The organism is Streptomyces lavendofoliae (assembly GCF_014649735.1).
Classification (GTDB): Bacteria; Actinomycetota; Actinomycetes; order Streptomycetales; family Streptomycetaceae; genus Streptomyces; species Streptomyces lavendofoliae.
Map to the genome: position 1 here is coordinate 17,344 of NZ_BMTP01000004.1, position 18,550 is coordinate 35,893.

Sequence of the window (18,550 nt, forward strand, 5' to 3'; positions counted from 1 at the left end):
GGGTGGCCTCAGCGGCCGGTCTTCGGGGCCTTCCAGCGGGCGATGCCGCGGGCGACCAGGTTCAGGATCATGACGAAGGCGATCAGGACGAGGGCGGCGGCCCAGGCGCGGTCGTACGACGCCTCGCTGCCGACCCGGTACTGCTCCCAGATGTAGAAGGGGAGCGAGGACTGGGCACCTTCGAAGGGGTTGGTGTTGATCAGCTGGCTGCCGAAGACCAACAGCATGATCGGGGCGGTCTCGCCGGCGATGCGGGCGATCGCGAGCATCACGCCGGTGGTGATGCCACCGATCGCCGTCGGGATGACGACCTTCAGGATGACGCGCCACTTCGGTACGCCGAGGGCGAGCGCCGCCTCGCGCAGCTCGTTGGGGACGAGCTTGAGCATCTCCTCGGTGGAGCGGACCACGACCGGGATCATCAGGATCGCCAGCGCCAGCGCGCCCATGAGGCCGGACGGCGCCAGGCCCGCGATCAGCATGATCGAGAGGATGAAGAGGCCGGCGACGATCGACGGGATGCCGGTCATGACGTCGACGAAGAACGTGACGGCCTTGGCGAGCGCGCCCTTGCCGTACTCGACGAGGTAGACGGCCGTGAGCAGGCCGATGGGGGCGGAGACGAGGGTGGCGAGGCCGACCTGCTCCAGCGTGCCGATCAGCGCGTGGTAGACACCGCCGCCGGTCTCGAAGCCGGGGACACCGGCCATGGAGTGGGTGAGGAAGTAGCCGTCGAGGACCTTGACGCCCCGGCCGACCGTCGTCCAGATCAGGGACAGCAGCGGCACGACGGCGAGGAGGAAGCACACCCAGACGACGCTGGTGGCGAGCCGGTCCTTGGCCTGGCGCCGGTTCTCCACGGCCGAGGTCACCACGTAGGAGACGACGACGAACAGGGCGGCCGCGATCAGGCCCCACTGGATGCGGCTGTGCAGACCGGCGCCCGCGCCGACGGCGACGCCGAGGGCGATCGACACGGCGGCGAAGCCGGCCGGTGCCCAGCGCGGCAGGTGGCGCTGGCTGAGAGTGCCCTTGCTCAGGCCGCGGGCGGCCTGGGCGGGGGTCGCGTCCTGGATCACGTTGCTCATCAGGCGTTCGCCCCCGAGTACTCCTTGCGGCGCGCGATGATCAGGCGGGCCGCGCCGTTGACCAGCAGGGTGAGGACGAAGAGCACCAGGCCGGAGGCGATCAGGGCGTCGCGCCCGAGCTCGTTGGCCTCGTCGAACTTCGCGGCGATGTTCTGGGCGAACGTACCGCCGCCCGGGTTGAGCAGGTGCAGCGAGATCACGAAGCTCGGGGACAGGACCGTCGCGACGGCCATCGTCTCGCCGAGCGCCCGCCCGAGGCCCAGCATCGAGGCGGAGATGACGCCGGAGCGGCCGAACGGCAGGACGGACAGGCGGATGACCTCCCAGCGGGTGGCGCCGAGGGCCAGGGCGGCCTCCTCGTTCATGCGCGGCACCTGGAGGAAGACCTCGCGGCTGACGCTGGTCACGATCGGCAGGATCATGATCGCGAGCAGGATGCCCACGGTGAACAGCGAACGGGCGACGCCGACCTCGGTCTTCTCGAACAGGTACGTCCAGCCGAGGAACTCGTCCAGCCAGAGGTTCAGGCCCTCCAGGTACGGGACGAGGAAGAGGGCGCCCCAGATGCCGTAGATGATCGACGGCACGGCGGCCAGCAGATCGACGACGTACGCGAGGGGCGCGGCCAGCCTGCGGGGCGCGTAGTGCGAGATGAACAGTGCGATGCCGACGGCGATGGGGACGGCGATCACCATGGCGACGAGCGAGCTGACGATCGTGCCGAACAGCAGGACCGCGATGCCGAAGACGGGCGGGTCGCCGGCCGGGTTCCAGTCGAAGGTGGTGAGGAAGTTGCCGTCGTTCTCGGCCAGGGCGAGCGAGGCGCGGTACGTGAGGAACACGGCGATCGACGCCATGATCACCAGGAGCAGGATGCCGGAGCCCTGGGAGAGGCCCAGGAAGATCTTGTCGCCCGCGCGGCCTGTCGAGGTGGGGCCCGGCTTTCCGGCGACCGGCGGAGCCGGCGCGTTGTCAGTCGTTATAGCCATGGTCTTTCCGGTCTGTGTGGGGGAAGTCCGCGGTGGCGGCTCCCCTGGCGGCGGTGCACCGGATGGGGGTGGGGGCCGGCCCGGCGAGCGGCCGGGCCGGCCCTCGGTCAGGACAGGCCCTTGACGGTCTCGCGGACCTTGGCGTTGATCTCGGCCGGGATCGGGGCGTAGCCGGCCTCGGAGAGGACCTTCTGGCCCTCCTCGGAGGAGGTGTAGGTCAGGAAGGACTTGACGGTGCTCAGCGTCTCGGGCTTGTTGCCGGTGTCGCAGACGACCTCGTACGTCACCAGGACGACCGGGTACGCGCCCTCGGACTTGGTGGCGTAGTCCAGGTCGAGCGCCAGGTCCTTGCCGGTGCCCTTGACCTTGGCGGCGGCGATGGCCTTGGAGGCGTTCTCCGAGGTGGCCGCGACCGGGGCGGAGGCGCCGGTGTCGATCTGGACGGTCGGGATGCTCTGCGAGGTGGCGTAGCTCAGCTCGAAGTAGCCGATGGCGCCCTCGGCCTGCTTCACCTGGGCGGCGACGCCGGACGAGCCGGACGCGGCCTGACCGCCGGGGGCGGGCCACTTCTTCTCGGCCTCGTACGGCCAGTCCGCCTTGGCGGCCTTGCCGAGGTACTTGCCCAGGTTCTGCGTGGTGCCGGAGTCCTCGGAGCGGTGGAAGGCCTGGATCGGCGTGCTCGGGAGCTTGGCGTTCGGGTTGAGCTTGGCGATCGCCGCGTCGTCCCACTTCTTGATCTTGTCGTTGAAGATCTTGGCGATGGTGGGGGCGTCGAGGACGAGGTCCTTCACGCCGGGCAGGTTGTAACCGATCGCGATCGGGCCGCCGACCATCGGGAGGTTGATGCCCTGGCCGCCCTTGCAGATCTTCTTGGACTCGGTGACCTCGTCCGGCTTCAGCGCGGAGTCCGAACCGGCGAAGCCGACGGTGCCCTGGTTGAAGGCGACGATGCCCTCGCCGGAGGAGGAGGACTTGTAGTTGACCTCCACGCCCGTGCAGGCGGCCATGTAGTTCTTGACCCACAGGTCCATCGCGTTCTTCTGCGCGGACGAGCCGGAGGCCAGCAGCTGGCCCTTGGCGCCCTCGCACGCGATGTTCGACGCGGCCCCGGTCTTCTTGCCGCCGGTGGAGGCGCCGGTGTTGTCGTCCGAACCACACGCCGTGAGGACCAGGGCGCCGGAGACGGCGAGGGCGCCGAGCGCGGTGGCGCGAAGCCCGTTCTTGCGCTGAAGCTTCACTTTCGGGTGTTCCTTCCAGAAGCCGCCGGTCCGGTGTGCGTGGTGGGCGGCGTGTGTCGGGGAGTGGATGACGGGCGGCGCGTCCCGTGCGGGCGGCGCCGTTCACCGTGCAAGGCCGAAATTAGGCAGAACAGGTGAAGTGGCCGACGGAGGAGAGTGAACGGCAGGTGAACCGTGACGGAAGCCGTGGTGAGGCACCGTGCGGGTCATTTTCCCCGGGCGCGGCGCCGCCCGGTGGTACCCCTTGTGCGGGGCGCGACCGTGTGCTGCGGGCCGCGCGGGGGCGCCCGGTGGGCGCGGGGGCGGGGGCGTACGCCGGTGCGTGCGGTACGCGGGGCGGGGCGCGGACCACCCGGGAGGGGGGCGCGCCCCGGGTAGGGCGGTAACCCGGGGGTGTGAGCCGGGCGCGTTGCGCCTCCGGCCGTGCGGTGCGAGTCCTCGGCGGGGCGTGCGGCCTGCGCGTTGCCGTCCCTCGGCGCCGAGCCCCCTCGCAGAGGCGACCCCCTGTTCGGCCCCTCCGGCCGTGCCCAGGCGCAACCCGCCACCGGCCCGCGGACCGCCACGCATCGACACGAGGCCGCGCCACCGGCCCGCGGACCGCGCACGACCGGGGTGGAGCCGTGCAGGGTTGCCCGCGCAGGGGCCGGCGGCGACGGCAGCGCGGGCGGGCGGCGCGTCAGGCGGCGGGGCCGGTGGCCAGGAACGCGGTGACGAGGTCCTTGTCCTTGGCGTACGTCAGGCGGGTCAGGGCCGCGTCGGGGGCGAGCCAGAGCAGTTCGTCGACCTCCCGGTTGGGGCGGAAACCGCCGCCCGTGGCCTCGGCCGCCCAGTAGCGGACCTCCTTGGCGCGGCCCGCGACCTCGTACCGCGCGGTCGGCAGTTCCGCGCCGGGGGCGCAGGTCATGCCGGTCTCCTCCAGCACCTCGCGGACCGCCGCCTCGCGCGACTGCTCGCCCGGCTCCAGCTTGCCCTTCGGCAGCGACCAGTCCCCGTGCTTGGGGCGGTGGATCACCGCCAGCTCGATCCCGGCGCCGGCCGGAGCGTGGCGCCACAGCACGCAGCCCGCCGCCCGGATCACGTCGTCACCGCCGTACGCCGCCAGGCCCGCTGGAAGGCGTGCCGCGCCGCCTCCACGTCGTGCCGCTGGTCGGCGTGCAGCACTCCGAGCGCGTACGCCGTCGCGGGGGCGATGCGCGGCGTCCGCGCGGCCGTCGCGGCGGCGGTCGCGGCCTCGGCAGCGTCCCGGTGGCGGTCCAGCGCCCGGCCGGCCTCGTACAGCCGCGGCTCCGCGCCCCGCACCTCGCCCGCGTACCGGTGCAGCCGCAGCAGGAGCCGTACCTGGTGCCAGGGCCCGTCGAGCTGCTCGCCGCCCACCGCGGGGGCCATGGGCAGCGCGGCCACCGCGTCCAGCAGGCGCCGCTCGACGGCCTCCGCCTGCGGGCCGAGCACCTCGCGGGCCGGCGCGGCGGCGGCGGGGCCCAGGGGCACCTCCGAGGCCAGCAGCGCCACCGCGTCGGCGACCGCGTGGAACCGGGACGAGCCCAGCGCCTGGAGCGCGGCGGAGTGGGCGCGGGTCCTGGCCAGGGTGAGCTGCCGCTCCAGCAGCGCACCCGCCCGGGCGGCGCCCACGGCCATGGCTTGGGAGCCGGAGCCACCGCTCCTGGGGGCAGGCACCGTGGCCGTGCCGCCCGACAGCCGGCCCAGGGCGTCGACGAGCCGGACGAGCCGTGACGTACAGGCGTGCTCGGCGGCCAGCGTGCCGGACAGCCAGGCGAGTTCGGCGCGCAGCTGGTCGGCCCAGGCGGGGTCCAGCAGCGGCCGGAAGGTGTGCAGCGTGCCGCTGATGCGGCGGGCGGCGGCGCGCAGCCCCCGGGTGGCCTCCTCGGCGCCCGCCGTGTCCGCGCCGCACTCGGTGTGGTGGCGCAGGCTGCGGAGGAAGTCCGCGGCCCGGGCGTGGAGGTAGGGCGACAGGACCTCGCCCGCCGAACCGGGCCTGAGGTGATGGTCAGGGTTGAGCACGTCGGCGCCTCCGCGCGTCGATCAGCATCTCCTGGACGTGCCGCAGTGGCTGGCCGTCGTGGTCGGTCGCGTGCCGCGTCCATTCCCCGTCCGGTCCGAGGTGCCAGGACGAGGTCGTGTCGGCCATGCCGGTGTCCAGCAGCCGGTTGAGGGCGGCCCGGTGGGCCGGGTCGGAGACCCGTACCAGTGCCTCTATGCGGCGGTCGAGGTTGCGGTGCATCATGTCGGCGCTGCCGAACCAGACTTCGGGCTCGCCGCCGTTGCCGAAGGCGAAGATCCGGGAGTGTTCCAGGAAGCGGCCGAGGACGGACCGGACGCGGATGTTCTCCGACAGGCCGGCCACTCCCGGGCGTACGGCGCAGATGCCGCGCACCCAGATGTCCACCGGTACGCCGGCCTGCGAGGCCCGGTAGCAGGCGTCGATGACGGCCTCGTCGACCATCGAGTTGACCTTGATGCGGACGTGGGCGGGCCGTCCGGCGCGGTGGTGGACGATCTCCTTGTTGATGCGGGAGACCAGGCCGTCGCGCAGCGACTTGGGCGCGACGAGGAGCCGGCGGTAGGTCTCGCGGCGCGAGTAGCCCGAGAGCCGGTTGAACAGGTCGGACAGGTCCGCGCCGACCTGCGGGTCGGCGGTCAGCAGGCCGAGGTCCTCGTACAGGCGGGCCGTCTTGGGGTGGTAGTTGCCGGTGCCGACGTGGCTGTAGCGGCGCAGCGTGTCGCCTTCCTGGCGGACGACGAGCGACAGCTTGCAGTGGGTCTTCAGGCCGACGAGGCCGTACACGACGTGGCAGCCGGACTCCTCCAGCTTGCGGGCCCATTTGATGTTGGCCTGCTCGTCGAAGCGGGCCTTGATCTCAACGAGGACGAGGACCTGCTTGCCCGACTCGGCCGCGTCGATGAGGGCGTCGACTATCGGGGAGTCGCCGGAGGTGCGGTACAGCGTCTGCTTGATGGCCAGGACGTCCGGGTCGCCGGCCGCCTGTTCCAGGAATGCCTGGACGGAGGTGGAGAAGGAGTCGTAGGGGTGGTGCAGGAGCACGTCGCGTTCGCGTACGGCGGCGAAGATGTCGGGCGCGGACGCCGACTCGACCTCCGCGAGGTCGCGGTGAGTGCCGGCGACGAACTTGGGGTACTTCAGCTCGGGCCGGTCCAGGGCGGAGATGCCGAACAGGCCCGTCAGGTCGAGCGGTCCGGGCAGCGGGTACACCTCGGCGTCGGAGACCTTCAGCTCGCGGACGAGGAGGTCGAGGACGTACGGGTCGATCGACTCCTCGACCTCCAGGCGCACCGGCGGCCCGAAGCGGCGCCGCATCAGCTCCTTCTCCAGGGCCTGGAGGAGGTTCTCGGCGTCGTCCTCCTCGACCTCCAGGTCCTCGTTGCGGGTCACGCGGAACATGTGGTGCGCCAGCACCTCCATGCCCGGGAACAGCTCCTCCAGGTGCGCGGCGATGACGTCCTCGAGCGGGACGTAGCGCTGCGGGGAGGCTTCGAGGAAGCGGGAGAGCAGCGGCGGGACCTTGACGCGGGCGAAGTGGCGGTGCCCGCTGACGGGGTTGCGCACGACGACGGCCAGGTTGAGGGAGAGGCCCGAGATGTAGGGGAAGGGGTGCGCCGGGTCGACGGCGAGCGGGGTGAGGACCGGGAAGATCTGCTGGCGGAACAGCGTGAACAGCCGCGCCTGCTCCTTCTCGGTCAGCTCGGGCCAGCGGATGAGGTGGATGCCCTCGTCGGCCAGGGCGGGGGCGATGTCCTGCTGGAAGCAGGCCGCGTGCCGGGCCATGAGCTCCCGCGACCGGGTCCAGATCAGGTCGAGCACCTCGCGGGGCTGGAGCCCGGACGCGGAGCGGGTGGCGACGCCGGTGGCGATGCGGCGCTTGAGGCCGGCCACGCGCACCATGAAGAACTCGTCCAGGTTCGAGGCGAAGATCGCGAGGAAGTTCGCCCGTTCGAGAAGGGGGGTCGCCGGGTCCTCGGCGAGTTCCAGCACCCTTTCGTTGAACGCCAGCCAGCTGCGCTCACGGTCCAGGAAGCGGCCGGCCGGCAATTCGGCGCCGGTGCCGTCGTCCTCGTAGGAGTCGAGATCGGCGTCGAGATCGCGCGCCAGGTCGGACACCGGCCCGTGGGCCACGGTGTGCGGCCGGTGCGCGGCTATGGAGCCGACGGACGGCTGGGACTGCGGGCTCTGGACCTCGGCGGGCTGCTGGCTCATGGCACCATTCTTCCGCGCGATGGGCTGGTCAAGCGCGTCGGAGCGGGCCGGGGGCACGGCGGGCTTCATTGAGCGAGCTTCGCAAGCGTGTCTGAATGGTCGGTAACGGTGACGTGACGTGCTGGGGGCGGACGGCCGGACCCCCGTCCCGGCCGTCCGACCCCGATGGCGCGGTCAGGCGTGGTGGCGGCGCAGCACCCGGAAGGCGATGGCGGTGGCCAGCGCCGCGAGGGCGAGGAGGATGCCGGTCTCGACGAGCTGGAGGGGCCAGAAGTGGTCGCTCGGGTGGTGGACGGTGTACCACTGTCTCGCCGAGCGCGCCTCCCGGCACCCCGGTGAGGTGACGGTGTACACACAGTCCTGGAGGCGTCGGCCGGTCGGTGTGATCAGCCCGTTCTCCAGCTGCCAGGCGCTGTTGCCGAGTTCTCCGCGGGAGTTCCTCCACACTTGCTCGGCAGGGGGCCACAGGTCGGACCGCCAGCGCTCGCAGAGCACCATCACCAGGCCGGTGACGGCGAGCGCGATGCCTCCGGCGGGCAGCGCCCGGCGAACCAGCAGGCCGGCGAGCGCGCCGACGGCGAGTGCGAGCAGGCCGTACGCCAGCACCACGGGGCCCATCGCGACGAAGACGTCGGCGTAGTGCCACTGGTCGCCGAGTACCTCGGCGCCGGCGCTCCGGGCCCAGCGGTACAGCAGCGAGAGCAGCGAGAAACCGGCGGTGATCACCACGGCGGGGAGAACCAGCTTGGTGGCGAACCAGCGGCCGGGAGTCACGGACTGGGTCCAGGCGACTCGGGCCGTGCCGCGTTCCAGCTCCGCTCCGAACAGCACGGCACCCGCGTAGAGGGCCACGGCCAGAGGGAGCAACGCGATCACGGTGGACGCGAGGCTTACGTAACCGGCGACGTCGGAGGAGGGCAGCAGGGCGACGTCGGCGCAGTCCGGCAGGTCGGGAGTGGGCGGTGAGGCGCACGGGCCGTTCCGGTCGACGGCCTCCTGCCCCGCCGAGCGCAGCCAGATCAGGGCGACGGCGGCGAGCACGAGGAAGGCGCCGGAGACCAGCAGCGCCCGGTGGTGCACCCGGAGCACCGTCCAGGTCAGCCCCTGCGGGGCGAGCGCGCTCACGCCGCCACCGCCCCGTCCGCGTCGGCGGCCGCGCTCGGGGTGAGGAGCGGCGGGGCGTCCGGGGAGCGGAGATGGGCGAGCAACAGGTCCTCCAGGGTCGGTTCCGTGGTGTGCCAGGTCGTGGTGTCGACCGGGCCGTCGGGGCGGACCAGCGCGGTGAGCTGGCGGCCGGTGACGCGGGCCTCCACGACCGTGTGCGGAGCCAGGTCACGGACCGGCCCGGTGAGCAGGGTGTGGGCGGTGAGCAGATCGTCGATGCCGCCGCCGAGGCGGACCCGGCCGCCGGTGACGAGGAACAGGTGGTCGCAGACGCCCTCCAGCTCGCTCAGGATGTGCGACGACATCACGATGCCGGTGCCGCGCTCGGCGGCGTCCGCCATGAGCGTGCCCATCAGCTGGTGGCGGGCGAGCGGGTCGAGGTCGGCCATCGGCTCGTCGAGCAGGAGCAGTTCGGGCCGCTTGCCGAGCGCGAGGGCGAGGGCGACGCGGGTGCGCTGACCGCCCGACAGGGCGCGGACGCGGGCCGCGCGGTCGAGCGTGCCGACGACGCGGTCGGCCGCCTCGGCGTCCCAGCGGCCGGGGTTGAGCTCGGCGCCCAGGCGCAGGGTTTCGGCGACCGTGAGCTGCGGGTACAGCGGCTTGTCCTGGGCCACGTACGCCACGCGTTCACGGGCGGTCACCGGGTCGGTGCCGAGGACCCGGACGGTGCCGGCGGTCGGGCGCGTCAGGCCGGCGGCCAGTGCGAGGAGCGTGGACTTGCCCGCGCCGTTGGGGCCGACGAGCGCGCAGACGCGGCCGGCGGGGACCCGGAGGGTGCAGTCGGCCAGGGCGGGGTCGCCCCGCCGTCCGTACCGTTTGGTGAGGCCGTGGGCCTCCAGGGCGCTGGTCATGAGTCGTCCCCCTCATAGAGCTGGTCCAGTACGGAGGTGAAGAGCGCGGTCAGGTCGTCCCGCTCCAGCCCGGCCGCGCGGGCGCGGGCGGCCCAGTCGGCGAGTTCGCCGCGCAGCGGGGAGTCGGCCGGGGCGCTTCCCAGGGTTCTCCGTACGAAGGTGCCGAGGCCGCGGCGGGCCTCCACCAGGCCCTCCCGCTCCAGTTCGCGGTAGGCCTTGAGCACCGTGTTCGGGTTGATGGCGGTGGCCTCGACGACCTCGCGGGCCGTGGGCAGCCGGTCGCCGGGTTCCAGCAGGCCCAGGCGGAGGGCCTGTTTGGTCTGCTGGACGATCTGGAGGTAGGTGGCGACACCACTGCGCCGGTCGATGCGGTACTCGACCACGTCCTGCACCACCCTTTCACTAATCAAGTAGTGAAAGGGTGGTGCAGAAGAGGGCGGGGTGTCAACACCCCGCCCTCCCCTCACGACCCGCGCGTCACGTCTCCGAGCGGTACATCAGGTCCACCTCGTGCGTGGTGAACCCCATCCCCTCGTACACCCGCACCGCCGCCGTGTTGTCCGCGTCGACGTACAGCATGGCCGTCGGGACGCCCTGCGCCGCCAGGTACCGCAGCCCGACCGAGGTCAGCGCCTTGCCGAGGCCGCCCCCCTGCGCGTCGGGACTGACGCCGACGACGTACACCTCGCCCAGTTGCTCCTCGGCGTGCACCTTCGTCCAGTGGAAGCCCACGACCGCGCCGTCCGACTCCCGTACGGCGAGGAAGAAGCCCTTGGGGTCGAACCACGGTTCGGCCTTGCGGTCGTCCAGGTCCCGCTGGGTCAGCGCGCCCTGCTCGGGGTGGTGCGCGAACGCGGCCGCGTTGACGGCCAGCCAGGCGGCGTCGTCCTGGCCGGGCACGAAGGTGCGGACGGCCACTCCGGGCGGGAACACCGGCTCGGGAACGTCCGACAGGTCGGCCAGCGGCCGGCGCATCTGCCGCAGCTCCCGGAACAGGGTCAGCCCCAGTACCTGGGACAGGTGGCGGGCGGCCGACTTGCCGCCGTGCGCCCACACCCGCAGCCGCTTGCCCGAGGCCGCCAGCAGCGCGGAGCCCAGCGCCCGGCCGTGCCCCCGGCCGCGGTGCGACGGATGGACGACCAGCTCGGCCGCCGGGGCCTCGACCGGATCGGTGTCCTCCAGCTGGGCGTAGCCCACGAGGTCGCCGCGGACGGTGAGCAACAGGTGGGACACCCCTTCGCGCCGTCCGCCGCGCAGCTGGAGGCGCCCCTGCTCGGACACCGCCTGCATGCCGTCGGCACGGGCGGCGTCGGTGAGGAGGGCGAGGACGGCCTGGGCCTGCTCGTGGGTGAGCTCGTCGAAGGTGTCGATGCGGCGGCCGGGTTCGAGGGCCGGTACGGGGGCGTCAGTCGTCATGCGTACGAGCCTACGACCGGCTGCCGGTGGCCGATGGCAACCGGCTTGTAACCCGCCAACCCCTGTTGCGCTACGCGCGTTGACTCTAGGCTGCGCTGGGCCCTACCGAACTTGTCGACCACGAGGGGACAGATGTCAGCGACACCGCACAAGAACCGGGTGGCGAGGCGGATACTCGCCACCGCCGCCGGCCTGGCCACCGTCGGCGCGATGGTCGCCGCCCTGCCCGCCGGCGCCGACGACCGGGGCAAGCCGGCCGGCCACCACCCCGGGCGCACCGTCGACGTGCAGCTGCTCTCCTTCAACGACCTGCACGGCAATCTGGAGCCGCCGGCCGGTTCGTCCGGGCAGGTCACCCGCACCAAGCCGGACGGCACGACCGAGAAGGTCGACGCGGGCGGCGTCGAGTACCTCGCCACGCACCTGCGCACCGCCCGCCAGGGCAACCCGTACTCCGTCACCGCCGCCGCCGGTGACATGATCGGCGCCTCGCCGCTGATGTCGGGCCTCTTCCACGACGAGCCGACCGTCGAGGCGCTGAACAAGCTGAAGCTCGACGTCTCGTCGGTCGGCAACCACGAGTTCGACGAGGGCGCCAGGGAACTGGCCCGCATGCAGGACGGCGGCTGCCACCCGACCGGCGGCTGCTTCGAGGAGGGCAAGACCTTCCCCGGCGCCGCCTTCCCGTACCTCGCGGCCAACGTGACGAACGAGAAGACCGGCAAGCCGATCCTGGACCCGTACTTCATCTGGGAGCGCAAGGGCGTCAGGATCGGTTTCATCGGGGTGACCCTGGAGGGCACGCCGAACATCGTCTCAGCCGAGGGCGTCAAGGGCCTGAAGTTCGGTGACGAGGTCGAGACGATCGACAAGTACACCAAGGTCCTGGAGCGCAAGGGCGTCAAGTCGATCGTCGCCCTGATCCACGAGGGCGGCGCGCCGGCCTCGTCCTCGTACAACTACGACTGCGACAGCCCGGGTGCGGGCGACGGGATATCCGGTCCGGTCGTCGACATCGCGAAGAGGCTGAACCCCCAGGTCGACGCGCTGGTCACGGGTCACACCCACCAGGCGTACGTGTGCACCGTCCCGGACCCGTCCGGCAAGCCGCGCATGGTCACCTCGGCGGCCTCGTACGGCAAGCTCTACACGGACACGACGCTGACGTACGACCGCCGGACCAAGGACATCGTGCGGACGTCGGTGGAGTCGGCGAACCACGTGGTTACGCGCGACGTGCCGAAGGCCGCCGACATGACCTCGCTGATCCAGCGGTGGAACGCGCTGGCCGCGCCGATCGCGAACCGGCCCCAGGGCTTCATCGCCGCCGACATCAACGGCCGCGGGTCCTCGGAGTACGAGAAGCCGCTCGGTGACCTGATCGCCGACGCGCAGCTCGCCGGGCTGGCCCCCGCCGACAAGGGCGGGGCGCAGATCGCGCTGATGAACCCGGGCGGTATCCGCTCGGACCTGGTGTACAAGGCGTCCGGCGCCGAGGGCGACGGGGTGGTGACGTACGGCGAGGCGTTCACCGTGCAGCCGTTCACCAACATGATGAACGTGGTCGACCTGACCGGAGCCCAGCTGATCGCGGCGCTCCAGCAGCAGGTCAGCGGCTCCAACGAGACCTCCCCGAAGATCCTCCAGGTCTCGAAGGGCTTCACCTACACGCTCGACATGACCAAGGCGGGCGCGGCGCGTGTCGTGGCCGACTCGGTGAGGCTGAACGGTGCGCCGATCGACCCGGCGAAGTCCTACCGCGTCGCGATGAACGAGTTCCTCGCGGGTGGCGGCGACGGCTTCCCGGCCCTGGCCCAGGGCAAGAACAAGCTGGTCGGCGCGTCCGACCTGGACGTCTTCAACGCCTACCTGGCGGCCAACTCGTCGGCGGCCGCGCCGATCGCGCCGCCGAAGGCCGACCGGATCACGGTCGTCAAGTAGGGGCACGCGGTACGAGCGCGGGGCGGCGGGCCGGTGAAACGGTTCCGCCGCCCCGCGCGGCCGTTCGCGGCGGACGCGCCCCCCGGCCGGCCCCGGTCGGGGGGCGCCGCGGGGCCGGGCGGCTCGGGCGTGCACGCGTCTGGTGATGGGTGACGTGTACGCGTCATACTCCGGCGCATGAATCCGGACCTGAGCCGACGGAGCTTCCTCGCTGCCACCGCCGCCGTGTCAGCCACCGCCCTGCTGGGCACCCCCGCCCACGCCCGTACCCGGGTGCTGGGCACCCAGGACTGGATGGCCCGCCTCCCCGGTGACATCCCGCTGCGGGCGCTGACCATCCCCGGTACGCACAACTCCGCCGCCCCCGCCGGCGGGCTGTGGGTCGCCTGCCAGAACACGAGCGTCGCCCGGCAGCTGGACAGCGGCATCCGCTTCCTGGACATCCGGTGCCGGGTCACCGGAGACGCCTTCGCCATCCATCACGGGGCGTACTACCAGAACCAGATGTTCGGCGACGTCCTCGCCGCCTGCCGCGACTTCCTCGCCGCGCACCCCACCGAGACGGTGCTGATGCGCCTCAAGCAGGAGTACTCCGAGGACTCCGACGCCACCTTCCGGCGGATCTTCGACCTCTACCTGGACACCAAGGGCTGGCGCCCCCTGTTCCGCATCGGCGACGGCCTGCCCGCGCTCGGCGAGGCACGCGGCAAGGTCGTGCTCCTCGCCGACAACGGCGGCCTGCCGGGCGTGCGGTACGGGGACGGCGCGCTGTTCGACATCCAGGACGACTACATGGCCGAGCCGTCCGCCAAGTACCCGAAGATCGAGGCCCACTTCCGCAAGGCCGCCGCCCGGCCCGGCAGGCTGTACGTCAATCACGTCTCCACCGCCGCGCTGCTCCCGCCCCGCTGGAACGCCGACCGGCTGAACCCGCGCGTCCACGGCTTCCTGGACGGGCCGGAGGCGGCCGGCTGGACGGGACTCGGCATCGTCCCGATGGACTTCCCCAACGTCCGTGCCGGGCTCGTCGAGTCCCTGATCCGCCACAACGCCTGAGCCGCCGCAGGGGATTCGCGGGGCCGAGGTTCCCTCGGCGGGCGGTGAAAAACGTCATGGCATGCATCCGCCCATTCGGTTTGCGCCGCGAGAGGCCGGCCGGATAGCCATGTATGCGCACGTCCGGCCGGGGCCGAGGGGGAACCGGCCCCCGGCCGGACGTCCCGATCCGCTTCCGGCCCGCACCGGACCGGCCCCACGACCGGCCGCGGCCCGCACCCCACCGTTCCCGGTACGGCTCAGGCCGCTCACGGCGCGGACGGCGGTGGCGTCGGCGCGCCCGGCAGCCGGATCACCGCGCGCGTACCGCCGCCCTCCGCCGCCGTCAGCTCCACCTCACCGCCCGCCTGCCGCACCGTCCGGGCCACGATCGACAGGCCCAGCCCCGAGCCGGGCAGGCCGCGCGCCGACGGCGAGCGCCAGAACCGCTCGAAGACGTGCGGCAGCTCGTCCGGCGGGATGCCCGGCCCGTGGTCCCGCACGGTCAGCTCGCCGTCCGCCAGCGCCACCTCCACCCTCCCGCCCGGCGGGGAGAACTTCACCGCGTTGTCCAGGACGTTCACCAGGGCGCGCTCCAGCGCCGCCGGCTCCGCCCGTACGTACCAGGGCCGCACGTCGTCCGCCGAGACGGTCAGCTCCGGCCCCCGCAGCCGGGCCCGGTCCAGCGCCGTACCGAGGAGGTCGTGCAGCGCGACCACCTCCAGCCGGCCGGGGACCGCCGCGTCCGGCCGGGACAGTTCCTGGAGGTCACCGATGAGCGCCGCCAGTTCGGTCATCTGCGCCTTCACGGACGCCATCAGGGCCCGCCGGTCCTCCGGCGGGATGGCCCGCCCCGTCTCGTCGCTGCGGGCCAGCAGCTCGACGTTCGTCCGCAGCGAGGTCAGCGGCGTGCGCAGCTCGTGCCCAGCGTCGGCGATCAGCTGTGCCTGCCGGTCCCGGGAGGAGGCGAGGGCGGCCGTCATGGCGTTGAACGACCGCGACAGGCGGGCGATCTCGTCCTCGCCGTCGACCGGGATGCGGACGGTGAGGTCCTCCGTCCGCGCCACGTGCTCCACCGCCCCGGTCAGCCGGTCCACCGGCTTCAGCCCGGTCCGGGCCACCCACAGCCCCGCGGCGCCCGCGCCGACGACCCCGATGCCGGCGACGAGGCCCAGCACCAGGGTGAGGGTGTTGAGGGCGTCGTCGACCTCGTTCAGCGGCCGGGCCACGGACACCGCGCCGGACCAGCCCGGCAGGGGATAGGTGAGCACCCGGTAGTCCGAGCCGTCGGACGCCCGGGCGTCGTGCGCCGCCTCCGCCGCCCGCCCGTCGGCGACCGCGAGGTCGTCGGCGGTCACGGTGACCGACTGCCGGCCGACCACCACGCAGCTGACGCCCTTGGCGTCGACGACCTGGATGGTCTGCTGGAACAGGTCCTGGTTGGGGCGGTCCGGCGGGGCCGAACCCGGCGCCCGGCAGCCCCCCGAGCGGAACACGGCGAGCACCTCCGCCGGGGCCACCCGGTTCTCCCGCAGCGCGTCGTCCAGCGACCCCACCAGGGCGTTGCGCACCATGAACCAGCAGGTCACCGACACCGCCGCCACCGCGACCGCCACCGCCGTCGCGGTGAGCAGAGCGAGGCGGGAGCGCAGCGGCAGCGCGCGGAAGCGGTGAAGCGGTCCGGTCATTCGGCGGCCCCGCCGCGCAGCACGTACCCCACACCCCGGACGGTGTGCACCAGCCGGGGCTCACCGCCCGCCTCGGTCTTGCGCCGCAGGTACATCACGTACACGTCCAGCGAGTTGGAGCTGGGCTCGAAGTCGAAGCCCCACACCGACTTGAGGATCTGCTCCCGCGTCAGCACCTGCCGCGGATGCGACAGGAACATCTCCAGGAGCGTGAACTCCGTACGGGTCAGCTCCACCGGCCGGCCGCCGCGCGTCACCTCGCGCGTCGCCAGGTCCATCCGGAGGTCGGCGAAGGACAGGGCGTCGCCCCGGGGCTCCGGGCGGCCGGATGCCGCCGCGTAGGAGCTGCGCCGCAGCAGCGCGCGGATGCGGGCGAACAGTTCGTCGAGCTCGAACGGCTTCACCAGGTAGTCGTCCGCGCCCGCGTCGAGCCCGGTCACCCGGTCGCCGACCGTGTCACGGGCGGTGAGCATCAGGATGGGGACGGTCGAGCCGGCGGCGCGGATGCGCCGGGCGGCGGTCAGGCCGTCCATGCGGGGCATCTGCACGTCGAGGACGACGAGGTCGGGGGCGTGCGCGTCCATCCGCGCGAGCGCGTCGGCGCCGTCGACGGCGACATCCGTCCCGTACCCCTCGAAGGCGAGGCTGCGCCGCAGCGCCTCGCGCACGGCGGGCTCGTCGTCCACGATGAGGATGCGGTCGGCGTCGGTGTTCATGGGGCCAGCGTCGCACGCGTCAGGAACCCGCCCGGAGGTCGTCCAGGTCGGCCTTGACGGTGTCGATGGGGATGGCGAAACCGAGGCCGACGCTGCCGGCCGTGGACCCGGTCGCGGAGCTGGGCGCGTACATGGCCGAGTTGATGCCGATGATCCGGCCGTTCATGTCGATCAGCGCGCCGCCGGAGTTGCCGGGGTTGAGCGAGGCGTCGGTCTGGATCGCCTTGTACGTCGTCTTCGTGTCGCCCGTGTCGCCGTTGAACCGCTGTCCGCCGAACTCGAAGGGCCACTGGTCGCGCGGGCCGGACTGCTGCTGCCCCCCGTCGTCCTTGGCCACCGTCACGTCCCGGTCGAGCGCGGAGACGATCCCGCTGGTGACGGTGCCGGTCAGGCCCTCCGGCGACCCGATGGCGACGACCTGGTCGCCGACGCGGACCTTCCCGGATTCGCCGAGCGTGGCGGCCTTCAGCCCGGACGCGCCCCGGAGCTCGATCAGCGCCAGGTCCTTCCCGGGGTCGGTGCCGACGACGCCGGCGGTGTAGGTCCGGCCGTCGCCGAGCCGGACCTCGATCTCCGAGGCGCCCGCGATGACGTGGTTGTTGGTGACGACCTCCCCGCCGGCGGTGATGATCACGCCCGAGCCGGTGGACGTGCCGGCGGTGGACGCCGCGCTGATCTCCACGATGCTCGGCGACACCGCCTGGGCCACACCGGCGACGGTGCCCCGGCTGGACTGCGAGACGCTGGTGCCGGTCACCCCGCCGCCGGATGCGACCGGTGCCGGGTCGCCGCCGGTGAGCTCGTGCACCAGCGCCGAGGCGCCGCCACCGACCAGCGCGGCGGCCAGGGCGACGGCCGCGACCAGCGCCACCGGCCTCCTGGGGCGGCGGTGCGCGGCGGGCGGGAGGGGCGGGTACGCCGGGGGCGGCGGGTACGCGGGGGCCGGCTGCTGCTCGCCGGAGGAGGAGAGGTCCGTCATGGGTACGACTCTCGGAGCCGTACATGAGAACCGTCTGAGGACGCCCTGAGAGTAGGGGCAAAGTCTCGTATGCCCGATGTAAGGACCCCTCTCGGGGTGGGGCTCCCGGGGTGGCACGCTCCCGGCGCCATCCCGGCGCTCCCGGCCACCGGCCTGCCGGGGCTACTGCCCGTCGCACCCGCAGGAGCGGCGTACCACCAGCGCCGAGGGGAACTGCTTGACGCGCTCCCGGCGCGACCCCGCCACCCGCAGCCCGTCGTCGAGCACCAGGTCCACCGCCGCCCGCGCCATCGCCGGGCGGTCGGAGGAGACCGTCGTCAGCGGCGGGTCCGTCAGCGCGGCCTCCTTGACGTCGTCGAACCCCGCCACCGCCAGGTCGCCCGGCACGTCCAGGCGCAGCTCGCGGGCCGCGCGGAGCACGCCGATGGCCTGGTCGTCCGTGGAGCAGAAGATGGCCGGCGGCCGGTCCGGGCCCGCCAGCAGCTTCAGCGCCACCTGGTAGGCGTCGTAGCGGTTGTACGGGGCCTGGAACAGCCGGCCCTCCACCGAGCGGCCGGACTCCAGCATCGCGCGGCGCCAGCCCTCCTCGTGGTCGGCGACCGGGTCGCCGACGGCGGGGGTGTCCTCCACGCCGCCGAGGCAGGCGACGTACTCGTGGCCGTGCTCCAGGAGGTGCCGGGTGGCGAGCTGGGCGCCGCCGATGTCGTCGGTGACGACGGCGACGTCGTCGAGGGCCTCGGGCCGCTCGTGGAGCAGCACCACGCGCGCGTCCCACGCCTCGATCTCCTGGGCGGCGCGCTCGCTCATGCCCTGGCTGACGAGGATCAGCCCGGCGACCCGCATCCCGAGGAAGGCACGCAGATAGTGGATCTCGCGCTCGTCGCGGTAGTCGGAGTTGCCGACCAGGACCATCTTGCCGCGGTCGGCGGCGGCCCTCTCGACCGCGTGCGCCATCTCGGCGAAGAACGGCTGCCGGGCGTCGGGGACGATCATGCCTATGAGGTCGGTGCGCCGCGAGGCCATGGCCTGCGCGACGCGGTCGGGCCGGTAGCCCAGCTGCTTGATCGCTGCGAGTACCCGCTCGCGCGTGGCCGGGGCGACCGGCCGGGGTCCGTTGTTGATGACGTAGCTCACGACCGCGGTGGAAGTCCCCGCCAGTCGCGCCACATCGTCCCGCGTCACCTTGGCCACGCGCGGCAGTCTACGCGGGGTGA

Annotated in this window: 16 protein-coding genes; 2 read left to right on the plus strand and 14 right to left on the minus strand. The window is 72.8% G+C overall.

The features are described 5' to 3' along the window. Positions 1 to 8 precede the first annotated feature (8 nt). The 10 genes from pstA to mshD all read right to left on the minus strand — a co-directional run bounded on the left by pstA (position 9) and on the right by mshD (position 10,977). Positions 9 to 1,088, minus strand: coding sequence for a phosphate ABC transporter permease PstA (pstA, locus tag IE109_RS08485; protein WP_189550165.1), 1,080 nt, complete (start codon positions 1,086 to 1,088; stop codon positions 9 to 11). Further along, on the minus strand, positions 1,088 to 2,077 hold the full coding sequence (pstC, locus tag IE109_RS08490) for a phosphate ABC transporter permease subunit PstC (protein ID WP_189550166.1): 990 nt from the start codon (positions 2,075 to 2,077) through the stop codon (positions 1,088 to 1,090). Before pstC ends, pstA begins: the two co-directional genes overlap by 1 nt. A 107-nt stretch (positions 2,078 to 2,184) precedes the next feature. Continuing rightward, entirely contained in the window at positions 2,185 to 3,315 is a 1,131-nt protein-coding gene (gene pstS, locus IE109_RS08495) for a phosphate ABC transporter substrate-binding protein PstS (protein ID WP_189550167.1), read from the minus strand. A 676-nt stretch (positions 3,316 to 3,991) separates the two neighbouring features. Beyond that, positions 3,992 to 4,393: an NUDIX hydrolase gene (locus IE109_RS08500; protein ID WP_308431341.1), complete on the minus strand. Its 402-nt coding sequence runs from the start codon at positions 4,391 to 4,393 to the stop codon at positions 3,992 to 3,994. After that, entirely contained in the window at positions 4,390 to 5,334 is a 945-nt protein-coding gene (locus tag IE109_RS08505) for a CHAD domain-containing protein (RefSeq protein WP_189550168.1), read from the minus strand. The genes IE109_RS08500 and IE109_RS08505 overlap by 4 nt, the downstream gene beginning before the upstream one ends. After that, a complete protein-coding gene (locus tag IE109_RS08510) occupies positions 5,321 to 7,546 on the minus strand; it encodes an RNA degradosome polyphosphate kinase (protein ID WP_189550169.1) in 2,226 nt (741 codons plus the stop codon). Before IE109_RS08510 ends, IE109_RS08505 begins: the two co-directional genes overlap by 14 nt. 174 nt (positions 7,547 to 7,720) lie before the next feature. Beyond that, entirely contained in the window at positions 7,721 to 8,671 is a 951-nt protein-coding gene (locus tag IE109_RS08515; RefSeq protein WP_189550170.1) for an ABC-2 membrane transporter-related protein, read from the minus strand. After that, complete coding sequence (locus IE109_RS08520; RefSeq protein WP_189550171.1) at positions 8,668 to 9,561, minus strand: ABC transporter ATP-binding protein; 894 nt, start codon at positions 9,559 to 9,561, stop codon at positions 8,668 to 8,670. The genes IE109_RS08515 and IE109_RS08520 overlap by 4 nt, the downstream gene beginning before the upstream one ends. Continuing rightward, positions 9,558 to 9,944, minus strand: coding sequence for a GntR family transcriptional regulator (locus IE109_RS08525; protein WP_189550549.1), 387 nt, complete (start codon positions 9,942 to 9,944; stop codon positions 9,558 to 9,560). The genes IE109_RS08520 and IE109_RS08525 overlap by 4 nt, the downstream gene beginning before the upstream one ends. Before the next feature lie 94 nt (positions 9,945 to 10,038). Then, the gene (gene mshD, locus IE109_RS08530; RefSeq protein ID WP_189550172.1) at positions 10,039 to 10,977 is read right to left on the minus strand and encodes a mycothiol synthase; all 939 of its coding nucleotides are present in this window, start codon (positions 10,975 to 10,977) and stop codon (positions 10,039 to 10,041) included. A gap of 132 nt (positions 10,978 to 11,109) precedes the next feature. On the opposite strand from mshD, the gene IE109_RS08535 reads away from it, so the two are divergent. Then, entirely contained in the window at positions 11,110 to 12,918 is a 1,809-nt protein-coding gene (locus tag IE109_RS08535) for a bifunctional metallophosphatase/5'-nucleotidase (RefSeq protein ID WP_189550173.1), read from the plus strand. A gap of 177 nt (positions 12,919 to 13,095) precedes the next feature. Beyond that, a complete protein-coding gene (locus IE109_RS08540; RefSeq protein WP_189550174.1) occupies positions 13,096 to 13,974 on the plus strand; it encodes a phosphatidylinositol-specific phospholipase C in 879 nt (292 codons plus the stop codon). A gap of 248 nt (positions 13,975 to 14,222) precedes the next feature. Here the strand turns inward: IE109_RS08540 and IE109_RS08545 are convergent, their stop codons facing one another. The 4 genes from IE109_RS08545 to IE109_RS08560 all read right to left on the minus strand — a co-directional run bounded on the left by IE109_RS08545 (position 14,223) and on the right by IE109_RS08560 (position 18,527). Then, positions 14,223 to 15,641 carry a HAMP domain-containing sensor histidine kinase gene (locus tag IE109_RS08545; protein WP_189550175.1) on the minus strand — a complete coding sequence of 473 codons (1,419 nt, stop codon included), beginning with the start codon at positions 15,639 to 15,641 and terminating at the stop codon, positions 14,223 to 14,225. Beyond that, on the minus strand, positions 15,638 to 16,357 hold the full coding sequence (locus IE109_RS08550; RefSeq protein WP_189550176.1) for a response regulator transcription factor: 720 nt from the start codon (positions 16,355 to 16,357) through the stop codon (positions 15,638 to 15,640). The genes IE109_RS08545 and IE109_RS08550 overlap by 4 nt, the downstream gene beginning before the upstream one ends. 19 nt (positions 16,358 to 16,376) lie before the next feature. Then, a complete protein-coding gene (locus IE109_RS08555; RefSeq protein ID WP_189550177.1) occupies positions 16,377 to 17,336 on the minus strand; it encodes a S1C family serine protease in 960 nt (319 codons plus the stop codon). A gap of 162 nt (positions 17,337 to 17,498) precedes the next feature. Continuing rightward, entirely contained in the window at positions 17,499 to 18,527 is a 1,029-nt protein-coding gene (locus IE109_RS08560) for a LacI family DNA-binding transcriptional regulator (RefSeq protein WP_189550178.1), read from the minus strand. Positions 18,528 to 18,550 lie beyond the last annotated feature (23 nt).